The following is a 10,723-nucleotide window of genomic DNA, read 5'->3' on the forward strand; positions in this document are numbered from 1 at the left end:
GTGCTGGAAAATATATCTCCCATTATCCGTCATCTTGTATTTGACAGACTACTAGCCTCTTAGATATTCTCAAAGAAACTGATTTGCGAGTTAAATTTAGCCAACACTTTCAGAGTGTATCAACCAGAGAGGTTTTAGGCGACTATACTTTACAAAAACGCTTGCTACTTTGTTTATATGGTTTAGGAACGAATACTGGATTAAAACGTTTGAGTGATGAGATTAAAGGCGATAATTATCAAGATTTACTCCATGTCAAACGTCATTTTATTCAGAAAGAACAATTACGTAATGCTATTGCCTGTGTTGCAAATGCAATTTTTACTGCCAGAATTTCTACTATTTGGGGAGAGGGTACAACCGCCTGTGCTTCTGACTCGAAAAAGTTTGGTGCTTGGGATCAAAACTTAATGACTGAGTGGCACATCCGCTATGGTGGACGGGGTGTGATGATTTATTGGCACGTTGAAAAGAATTCTGTTTGTATTTATTCGCAGTTAAAAACTTGTTCTTCTTCTGAAGTGGCAGCCATGATTGAAGGATTATTACGCCACTGTACTGAGATGAAAGTGGAGACAAATTATGTAGATAGTCACGGTCAAAATGAAGTGGCTTTTGCTTTCTGTCATTTACTGGGTTTTCAGTTAATGCCGCGTCTTAAACGTATCAATGTTCAGAAATTATACCGCCCTTTAACTGGAAATAATGATGCTTATCCAAACTTGCAACCGATTTTAACTCGTGCGATAAATTGGGATTTGATTCGCCAACAATATGACCAAATGGTGAAGTATGCTACTGCTTTACGTTTGGGTATGGCAGAAACTGAAGCCATCTTAAAGCGTTTTACTAGAGGTAATTTATTACACCCTACTTATCAAGCTTTGGCGGAATTGGGCAAGGCTGTAAAAACTATATTTTTATGTAAATACCTGCATTCGGTTGAACTGCGACAAGAGATAAATGCTGGACTAAATGTCGTGGAGAACTGGAATAGTGCTAACAGTTTTATTTTTTATGGCAAGGGTGGGGAGATTGCTACTAATCGTTTGTCCGACCAAGAATTAGCTGTGTTATCTCTGCATTTACTCCAGATATCTTTGGTATATATAAATACTTTAATGATTCAGGAGGTTTTGTCTCAACCACAATGGATGAAGTTGATGAAGTTGGAGGATTTGCGTGCGCTTTCGCCTTTAATTTGGGGTCACGTTAATCCCTATGGTACTTTTCGTTTGGATCTTAATGTCAGGCTGCCAATTGAGACGGGATTAATGTGTCTAAGAATACGCTTTGTTGTTATGTTTGAGAATCTTATAGTCTGAAAATCATTCACCGCAGTACTTTCAGCCTATCTTGCCCCTGGTGACAGCTTCGCTATATTTACCCCTAATTGACATAATTTTGATTTTCTTGTTCATGGTTTGTTCTTCTTTGACGGCGATCGCTTAGAGATATCAGCTTGGGTTGCGTGGGAAAAAGGCTTATGAGAAAACCATTGATTCAACCGTCTTAAACCCCGTGTTACATAGACTGGTTTAGCATGATTAAACACGCCATAAGCACGCTGTTTCACCCAGTCTGCAATCAAAAACCAGATCAACGCATAAATCCAGACAAAGCCAGCCAAACCCCATCCGAGAGGGGTCATAAAGATGCCATACACTGCAATCAGGGTTGCGAGTATTTGAGTTCCCAGGACGGCTGCTAGCAAAATTCGGGCTGGTTTAATCGACCAAAAGGGCCCCTTAGTGCGCGTTACGAAGATGGTGAGATGCCCAGCAATGGAAAGCTTCAGGTAAATTAGCGTTTGCAGAATGCTGCGATCGAGGTGAAAGTACCGTTCTCCCAAATACAACATCCCAAAAGAACTGGCTAATCCAGTTACCCCCAAAACAGTTGCCAGTCCCAAGACGATGGGCATATTCCAGGTTTCGGGACGATTGGCAGGACGGGTGTTATCGTAGGCAATGGAGATGATCGCACCATCATTCAACAATGCCAGTAGCACAATCATGATGGCGGTGACGGGATAGAAGTTGTAAACCACAATGGAAAGGGTCATGAACAACAAAACCCGGATGGTTTCGGTAATCCGGTAAATAGCGTAGTTGTTCATACGCTGAAATATCCGGCGGCTTTCTTGAATCGCCTCTACGATTACAGAAAGTCCAGGTGTGAGCAAAACAATATCGGCGGCGGCGCGGGCGGCATCAGTGGCTCCAGAAACCGCAATTCCGGCATCAGCTTTTTTGAGGGCAGGGGCATCATTAACACCATCGCCAGCCATGCCCACGAGATGCCCCCGTTGCTGCAAGACATCGACGATATGGTATTTGTGTTCCGGGAAGACTTGAGCAAATCCGGCGGCGGCTTCAATCGCATCGCTAACTTGTCCAGTTTCGTGAGGTGCGGCTGCTTCTAGCAAACTGGCATCGAGGATGTCTCCCTTTAGACCTAGTTGATGAGCAGTTTCACGGGCGATCGCCTGTTGATCTCCCGTCAACATTTTCAGGTCAATTCCCAGCTTTTTTACTGCCTGAATCATCAGCTGGGAGTCGCTGCGGGGTGGGTCAAATAGCGGTAGTACGCCCAAAAACTGCCAGTTCTCACCATCGTCAGTCCGGGCAACCCCCAGCGATCTAAATCCGCGTTTGGCAAACTCTGCGATCGCTTTATCCACTTGCGGCTGCACCTGAGCGACATTTTTTGAGAGCGCCAGAATCACTTGGGGCGCACCTTTAGTTACTTGGAAGCGATCGCCACCACTTTCAACGGTGGCTTCGGTACGTTTCCCCACGGGGTCAAAGGGCTGGAAGTGGACAATTTGGTAAGCATCTAGAGGTTGATTTGGCTTCAAACCAGCGAGAATTGCCAAATCGATCGGGTCTTTGTCTTCATCACGAGAAGCAAGGGCGGCGTTGAGGATCAGCGATTCTGGAGCAGTATTGCCCACACAAAAAGGCTCTCCTAGAGTTAACTGGTTGAGAGTTAAAGTACCCGTTTTGTCGGAACAGAGAATGTCAATGCCAGCCATCTCTTCAATGGCCGCCAACCGACTGACGATCGCTTCCTTTTTCGCCAGTTTTTGCGCTCCTACTGCCATTGTCACTGACAACACCGTTGGCATTGCTACGGGAATGGAGGCAACCGTCAGCACCAGTAAAAACCGCAGGGTAGTTAGCCAAGGATCGCCCCGAAACAGCGTTACCACCAGCACCACTACCACCAGCACCAGGGCAATCACGATCAGGTAATCGCCAATTTTTAATACTGCTCGTTGAAAATGGCTGACTGTCTGAGCAGATTCTACTAGGTGGGCAGTTTTGCCCATGTAAGTATTAACTCCAGTGGCATAGACAATGCCATCCAATTCTCCTTGCTTAAGGATGGAACTGGAATACAGAACACTTCCCACTTTGCATTCTACGGGTAGTGATTCCCCCGTCAACGCCGATTGGTCAACCTGTGCCGGATCGCCTGACAAAAACCGTACATCTGCGGGGACAATATCGCCCAGACGCAAGCGGATCAGGTCGCCAGGAACTATTTCGCGGGCGGGTATCTGCGTCCAGGTGTTGTCTCGTTTCACCCGTGCTTGGAGTGCTAATTTTGCCTTGAGAGCAGCGATCGCATTACCGGCTTGAAACTCTTCCCAAAAACCCACCACTCCGTTGCCAATTAGGAGTAGCAAAATGATGCCAAAATTAACCCAGTCTCCAACTATTGCGGAAAGAATCACCGCCGCCTCAATCATCCAAGCGATCGGCCCCCAAAAGTGCGATAGGAATTGCATTATTGGGCTGACAGTCGTTTCGGGTAACTCGTTGTAGCCACCTTTTGATTGTCGTTGCAGTGCCTCTTTTTTGCTCAATCCCTGATTGGAAGTAGTCAGTTGCTTTTGTAGTGCTTCTAAAGATAGATGCGAAAGCGTTTCTTGATCGGTGGATACAGTCATGAGATCACGCCTTTATGAGCAAATCGGCTTTTAACAAAGTTTGGGGGTTCAAATCCCCATTAGACATCTCCAGAAATTAAATATGCGTTAACCAGAACCTTGTAGAGACGTAGCACTGCTACGTCTCTACATTCTTTTTCACCAGATGTCTATTGCAAAACTTAATTACGTTAAGCGTTAGCGAGTCCGCGTACTCTTACAGAGAAGCAAGCTACGCGTAGCGTCTCGTAGAGAGCGTCATTACAAATTACGTTAGCGTAGCCCATTACGAATTATTTAATAGCGCAAAACAGCAGCGATCGTTTTATGTTCAGGTACATCTCCCTCTTGTACGGCGTAAACCGTTCCCCCATTCGTCAGCGTATGTAGTGCCGCTAGATCGAGCAAATCTTCGTCACCTGTTTCCTGTTGAGCATGAATCTGAATGGAATTCTTCACTGGATCGAATACTCCCCAAACGTTTTTATCAATAGGCACAAACAAGGTTTCAACACGCTGGAAATAAGCGGCAGTTACGACTTTTTCGATAGTATTAGCCGTTTTTTCGCTACCTTGTAGTTCCTCGTAATGGGAAATTGTTGATACTTTGGCAAGATCAAAATAGGGTTGTGCAATCTGCCAAGCCTGGGTATGCAGTTCTTCCAGAGTCAAAGTTTCTGGATTACCAGTGATACCATCGGGTAGCAAGTGGGGATATGTATTTGCCTCGTGATAAATCGGCAAGAGATAATCAACTCCTGCCAAAATTAGCGGTGCTTGCTGGTTTTTGAAGAAAGACTCTAAACCGTTGTTAACTTGGCGAAAGTAACTCAATAAATCATTTTTGTGATCTTCGTTTCCGGCTCCTTGTCCATGAAAAATCCCACTATTGCCTTTTGATGAGCCTGTATGTACTTGGAGGCTTTTTTCAGGATCATCGTACTGTAAGGCTGCTGCAATGTTGGTCGGTACATCCGTTAACTCAACTTCATCCAGGTGATAACGGGTTCCTTGAAATAACCGAACTTGGTTTTGGCTCAAGGCTAGAACAGAAAACGTCCCATCCCCTGACATTAGTTGCAGTAATGGTTTGATGTGGAAGCGATCGCCAACTACCGTTAATTCAGGGAAAGCGATCGGTAAACAGTAGTAGCGGAACTGATTGGGAGATAGAAAAATTGCCAGTCCATCGCTTTGATGTTGCCAGAAGTCATCATTTATATTTAGTTCGTGGATGGGTTGCAGCAACTCTTTGGCATCCTCTCCACGCAGTCCTAGCGCCAGCAATTTTTCTTCAGCTTGTCGAACCAAATTCTTTAACCGAATCGGATTTTGCTTGGTTTCGATTCCTAAACGCTGCATTGGCGCATAGATCGAGATACAGGTCGAGTTTGACGCTGTGCTTAAAGTGGTTAATTCATCAATAGTGAATAAGTTCATGATGTTACCTGTAAGTAATTTTTTTGCTCAAGATTGTATCAGGTATTGCTCAATGGGTAGAGCATCAATTCAGTAGTCAAAAACCTAACCCCCCCCAGCCCCCTTACCTACTTAGAATTGATGTGAGAAAGCGATCGATTGCTGATTCCAGATTCACGGTTTTTTCAGACAGTAGTCAGAGCAATCAAGTGCTTGTTCTGTGAGGAAAATAGAAGGGTGTACTGTGCAGTATAAATAATGGTTGTTTGTAAAGAAGCGACAGTTCCGACAGGGAAGTTGATGGAAGCAGTTGAGCGTTGTAATTTTTGCTCTTGTAACTTTCCAAACATCTAGCAATTTAAAAATGAAAATTGCCAAAAATATCATCGAGCAGAAGGGAATGAAAAACAATGCTTTATCAGGTGTAATGGCTCCTTCCGGTCTTGTCAAATCTGGTTTTGTCACAGCCGGGTTGACAATAATCAGCTTGCCTTTACTTGAAGGAACCAGATTTAAATTCTTTTTATCCAAAATATAAAGTTTGATAACTTTATCAGTAGACATATCATTTACGTCGTGCTGTACTAGAGTTTTGTGAACAATACAGAATTAGTGAGTTATTCAAGATAAGACGAGAACAGCATTGAAAGTGCAAAACTCCTAACAAATTTCTGACCCATGGCCGGTTTCCCTTGGTTGTTTACAGAAGCTTTTGGCAGTTGAGTATTTCATGAGAAGCATTCCACAAAGCGATAACTGGCACTGTGGGGTGGTGGGGGTCGAAGGCGAAAATGCTGATCGATGCCGTGCCAAGGGGGAAATGTTGCGCTTCATCCACCGTTAATCCGATCCAGCGTGTAGCCAGAACACCACCGAATTGACCGTGGGAAAAGAGGGCGATATTGCCATCCAGGTCACGCAGACGAGCGATGAGTCGATCAGCACGATCGGATATTTGGGTGGGCATTTCACCGTGCGGACAACCGTCCCGAAAAATAGTCCAGTCCGGGCGCTCCTTGCGGATATCCACGGATTTCCGCCCTTCGTAATCGCCATAGTCCCATTCGACCAGATCCGGTTCAATTTCCGGGACTTGATCCAGCCTGACCAACGCACAGGTTTGTTGGGCGCGTTTGAGTGGGCTGGTCAGCACATGGGAAAACTGGATATCCCGGAGGTGCTTGCCAAGTTCCCCTGCCTCGGACTCGCCGTTTGCAGTCAATGAAATATCCGTGCGACCTGTGTGCCGACGGTTGAGTGATCACTCGGTTTCGCCGTGCCGAATCAGGTAAAGGTGTAGGGGAGTAGATATACTTGTTTTCATGTTCCCGTCTCCTCCATCGCGGCATTGTATTTGCCCCGACGCGCCGCCCAATTGCACTTAGCTCGATGCAACAAAGCCTGCTGTGCCTCTGACACATTGGCCTCTTTGCCTTGCCAAAGCTCCAAAGCTGGTTGCTGAATAGCGCGACCGTAGGAAAACGCCAATGCCCAAGGCGATGCGCTTTGCCCCACCATAGGCGATCGCAATTTGAATTTAAGATTCATAGCATTCAAACGAGCCGAAGCCAGTTCACCGGATTGTCCGCCCGACAAGAACGCAATCCCCGGAACGGCAGATAGGACTGCCCGCAAGAGACAGTTCACCGTGGCATCAGCCACCTCGTCCACCGATTCTTGTTGAGAACAAGTTAATGCCGAAAGCACCATATTGGGCTTCAGGATCATGCCCTCCAGGATCACCCGTTGCGTGTAGAGTTGGTTGAAGACACTTCGCAGAACTTCCTCCGTTACCTCACCGCACCGTGACAGAGTATGCGCTCCGTCCATCAGCACTTCTGGCTCGACAATCGGTACTAGTCCGGCTTCTTGGCACAACGCAGCATAGCGAGCCAACGCCTGAGCGTTGGCTTCGATGCAACCCCGGCTGGGAATACCAACGCCGATGGTAATCACCGCACGCCACTTGGCAAAACGAGCGCCCATTTGAAAATATTCCTGGAGGCGATCGCGCAATCCATCTAGACCTTCGGTGATCTTCTCTCCAGGATGACCCGCCATCTCCTTAGCACCAATATCAACTTTGATACCGGGAATGATTCCCGCTTCGGTGATAACTTGCAGAAAGGGAGTGCCATCTTGCTTTTGCTGGCGGATCGTTTCATCGTAAAGGATCGCACCACTAATATATTCACCAAGACCGGGCGTGGTGATAATCAACTCTCGATAGGCGCGTCGGGTTTCCTCAGTCTGCGGAATGCCTAGCTTTGCGAATCGTTTGTTACAGGTTGGATTACTTTCATCCATCGCCAGCAGACCTTTGTAGTCGGCAACCAGCATCCTTGCAGTGTCTATAAGGTCTTGTGCATTCATCTCTGACTTCTCGGAAAATCTATTGTATTAATTGAGCTAGACAGAGGAGGGTCAGTCCGATGATTTGCTTGATGTTCTAGTCTCCCAATCGTATGCTCAATCAAGTGGGTCATTTTCTCCGCAGCCCCGTCAACAGATTGGTCTAAGGTCGCTGCCTGATTTGTTACCGCAAGGGGCTGAAGTCCTTCGAGGCGGGCTTCTATCACGCAGCGCATATCGTTATCGCCGCCCTTCTTGTCGCTGTTCACATCGCTCAGGTGAACATCAACGTGAGTAATGCGATCGCTGAATCGGCTCAGGCTCTCTGTCACTACACTACTAACCTGAGTGGCTAGTGCTTCGTGACCTTCGATGTTATGTCCGGTATGGATTTGAATTTGCATGATGTTTTCTTGTTGTAATTGTGATTGGCTTAATATTTCAGATGGAATGACCGAATAATTACGAATTATTCTCGTCCTGCCCCCCACTTCCAATTGCGGATTTCCGGCAAGTCTTCGCCATGCTTGTCGATATAATGCTTATGCTCGATCAACTTATCCTGCATCATCTGCTTGAGATAGGCTCCTTTACTACCCAAATGCTGCAAACGATCCACCACGTCTTGCACCAGATGAAAACGATCCAGGTCATTTTGCACCCTCATGTCAAAAGCCGTTGTGATCGTGCCTTCTTCCTTGTAGCCCCGGACGTGGAGATTGCGATTGGTACGGCGGTAGGTCAGCCGATGCACCAGCCAGGGGTATCCATGAAAGCCAAAGATGATGTGCTTGTCTTTGGTAAAAAGGGAATCATAATCTGCTTCACTCAGTCCGTGCGGGTGTTCGCTCTCGGATTGCAACTTCATTAGATCGACAACATTAATTACCCGAATTTTCAGATCGGGCAGATGTTCGCGCAGGATGGAAACGGCAGCCAAAATCTCTAGCGTTGGCGTATCTCCACAGCAAGCCATCACCACATCCGGCTCTGTATCCTGGTCGTTGCTAGCCCATTGCCAGATGCCAATGCCTTCAGTGCAATGCACGATCGCTGCTTCCATACTTAGCCATTGTGGGAGCGCGTGTTTGCCAGCAACCACCACATTCACGTAGTGTCGGCTACGTAGGCAGTGATCGAAGACCGATAGCAAACAGTTTGCGTCGGGTGGCAGGTACACACGCACAATATCGGCTTTCTTGTTGATTACGTGGTCGATGAAACCTGGGTCTTGGTGCGTAAAGCCGTTATGATCCTGCTGCCAGACGTGGGAGGCAAGCAGATAGTTCAGCGATGCGATCGGTCGTCGCCAGGGCAGTTCCGATGTTACCTTCAGCCATTTGGCGTGCTGGCTGAACATCGAATCAACGATGCGAATAAATGCCTCATAGCTGTTGAATAGTCCGTGTCGTCCGGTCAGTAGATAGCCTTCCAACCAACCTTGACACTGGTGTTCACTAAGCATCGAGTCCAGTACTTGTCCGGTGGGCGCGAGGAATTCATCATTTTTTTCTTCCCGTGCGTCCCACTGACGGTTAGTGACTTCAAACACCGCGCCCAAAAGATTCGAGAGTGTCTCATCGGGGCCGAAGATGCGGAAATTGCGCTGATTTAGCTTGACTACATCACGCAGGAATTTGCCCAGCACGAGGGTATCTTGACCGTCAACGGCACCAGGTGCAGGCACATACACTGCGTGGTCGCGGAAGTCTGGCATTTGCAGGTCGTGCAGTAGTATGCCGCCATTGGCGTGGGGGTTCGCACCCATGCGGCGATCGCCTTTCGGGGCTAGTTCAGCTAATTCTGGCAGGAGTCGGCCATTCTCATCAAATAGTTCTTCTGCTTTGTAGCTTTTCATCCAGCTTTCCAACTGCTGGACATGATCAGGATGCTCGGAGTTTACCAGTAGCGGCACTTGGTGCGATCGCGCTGTGCCTTCGATTTGCAAACCATCCACGACTTTTGGCCCCGTCCAGCCCTTGGGCGACTTGAGGACGATCGCTGGCCAGCGTGGGCGAGTCATATCGTTCTGGTTCCGCGCATTGCTTTGGATTTCCCGAATATCTGCGATCGCTTTTTCCAGGATGCTGGCCATAAGTTCGTGCATCTTTTCCGGCTCGTCACCTTCCACAAAATAAGGTGTCCAGCCGCAGCCTCTCAGAAATTGCTCTAACTCCTCATGCTCGATGCGAGCCAAGACGGTTGGGTTGTCGATTTTGTAACCATTCAGGTGCAGGATTGGCAGCACAGCACCGTCGGTAATTGGATTGAGTAACTTGTTGGATTGCCATGCAGTCGCTAAGGGGCCTGTCTCCGCTTCCCCGTCGCCGATGACGCAAGCGACAATTAGTGAGGGATTGTCGAAAGCAGCACCGAAAGCGTGACTGAGCGAGTACCCCAACTCACCTCCTTCGTGAATCGACCCCGGTGTTGTCGGCGCAACGTGGCTGGAAATCCCACCAGGAAACGAGAATTGCGTGAACAGCTTTTTCAACCCAGCTTCGTCCTGGGTGACGTTGGGGTAAACTTCGCTCCAAGTGCCTTCGAGGTAAACGTTACCCACAATTGCTGGGCCACCGTGACCAGGGCCAGCGATGTAGAGTATGTTCAAGTCATATTTCTTGATGACTCGATTCAAGTGTACATAGATGAAGTTCTGTCCCGGTGTCGTACCCCAGTGTCCAACCACCAATGGTTTGACGTGGGAGAGTTTCAGAGGCTCTTTCAGCAATGGATTGTCGTAGAGATAAATTTGCCCAACTGACAGATAGTTGGCAGCACGCCAGTACGCATCTATCTTGTGGAGTAGTTCTGGGTCAAGAGTCTTTGTTTTTATGGTTGATTGCCCAATTTCTAAGCCTATTCCGCTAGTCTTATCAATTACTTTCATGCTTCTTCCTTCTTTATTTATCTTTATTAGGATTTATGTCTTTTATGACTAAAACAGAACAATTCGCATGATCAGTAAACCAAAAAGTTTTTAAGAGAAGAGCGATCGCTAAAATACTTATATCT

At 47.2% G+C, this 10,723-nt stretch carries 6 protein-coding genes and 2 pseudogenes; 2 read left to right on the forward strand and 6 right to left on the reverse strand.

Features of this window, described 5'->3' with window-relative positions; genetic code table 11:
• Nucleotides 1-50: 50 nt before the first annotated feature.
• Nucleotides 51-1,325: pseudogene (locus ACM0OS_RS26590) on the forward strand (Tn3-like element ISNpu13 family transposase); the annotation flags it as partial.
• A 92-nt stretch (nt 1,326-1,417) separates the two neighbouring features.
• On the opposite strand, the gene ACM0OS_RS26595 reads toward ACM0OS_RS26590, so the two are convergent.
• Nucleotides 1,418-3,958 (reverse strand): plasma-membrane proton-efflux P-type ATPase, encoded by a 2,541-nt coding sequence (locus ACM0OS_RS26595; RefSeq protein ID WP_414546181.1) that lies wholly within the window; start codon nt 3,956-3,958, stop codon nt 1,418-1,420.
• 276 nt (nt 3,959-4,234) lie between these two features.
• Entirely contained in the window at nt 4,235-5,377 is a 1,143-nt protein-coding gene (locus ACM0OS_RS26600; protein WP_414546182.1) for a hypothetical protein, read from the reverse strand.
• Nucleotides 5,378-5,720: 343 nt separating this feature from the next.
• Between ACM0OS_RS26600 and ACM0OS_RS26605 the strand changes: the two genes are divergently transcribed.
• Nucleotides 5,721-5,894: a hypothetical protein gene (locus ACM0OS_RS26605; RefSeq protein WP_414546183.1), complete on the forward strand. Its 174-nt coding sequence runs from the start codon at nt 5,721-5,723 to the stop codon at nt 5,892-5,894.
• Nucleotides 5,895-6,056: 162 nt separating this feature from the next.
• Here the strand turns inward: ACM0OS_RS26605 and ACM0OS_RS26610 are convergent.
• From ACM0OS_RS26610 to ACM0OS_RS26625, 4 genes and pseudogenes are all read right to left on the reverse strand, one after another.
• Nucleotides 6,057-6,599, reverse strand: a pseudogene (locus tag ACM0OS_RS26610) (histidine phosphatase family protein); the annotation flags it as partial.
• 77 nt (nt 6,600-6,676) lie between these two features.
• On the reverse strand, nt 6,677-7,729 hold the full coding sequence (locus ACM0OS_RS26615; RefSeq protein ID WP_414546184.1) for a class I fructose-bisphosphate aldolase: 1,053 nt from the start codon (nt 7,727-7,729) through the stop codon (nt 6,677-6,679).
• Nucleotides 7,726-8,112, reverse strand: coding sequence for an HPF/RaiA family ribosome-associated protein (locus ACM0OS_RS26620; protein WP_414546185.1), 387 nt, complete (start codon nt 8,110-8,112; stop codon nt 7,726-7,728). The genes ACM0OS_RS26615 and ACM0OS_RS26620 overlap by 4 nt, the downstream gene beginning before the upstream one ends.
• 65 nt (nt 8,113-8,177) lie before the next feature.
• Entirely contained in the window at nt 8,178-10,598 is a 2,421-nt protein-coding gene (locus ACM0OS_RS26625; protein ID WP_414546186.1) for a phosphoketolase, read from the reverse strand.
• Between the last annotated feature and the right edge of the window lie 125 nt (nt 10,599-10,723).

Origin of the sequence: Nostoc sp. CCY0012, assembly GCF_963920855.1 — a bacterium.
In the GTDB taxonomy this organism is placed as follows: Bacteria; Cyanobacteriota; Cyanobacteriia; order Cyanobacteriales; family Nostocaceae; genus Cyanocohniella.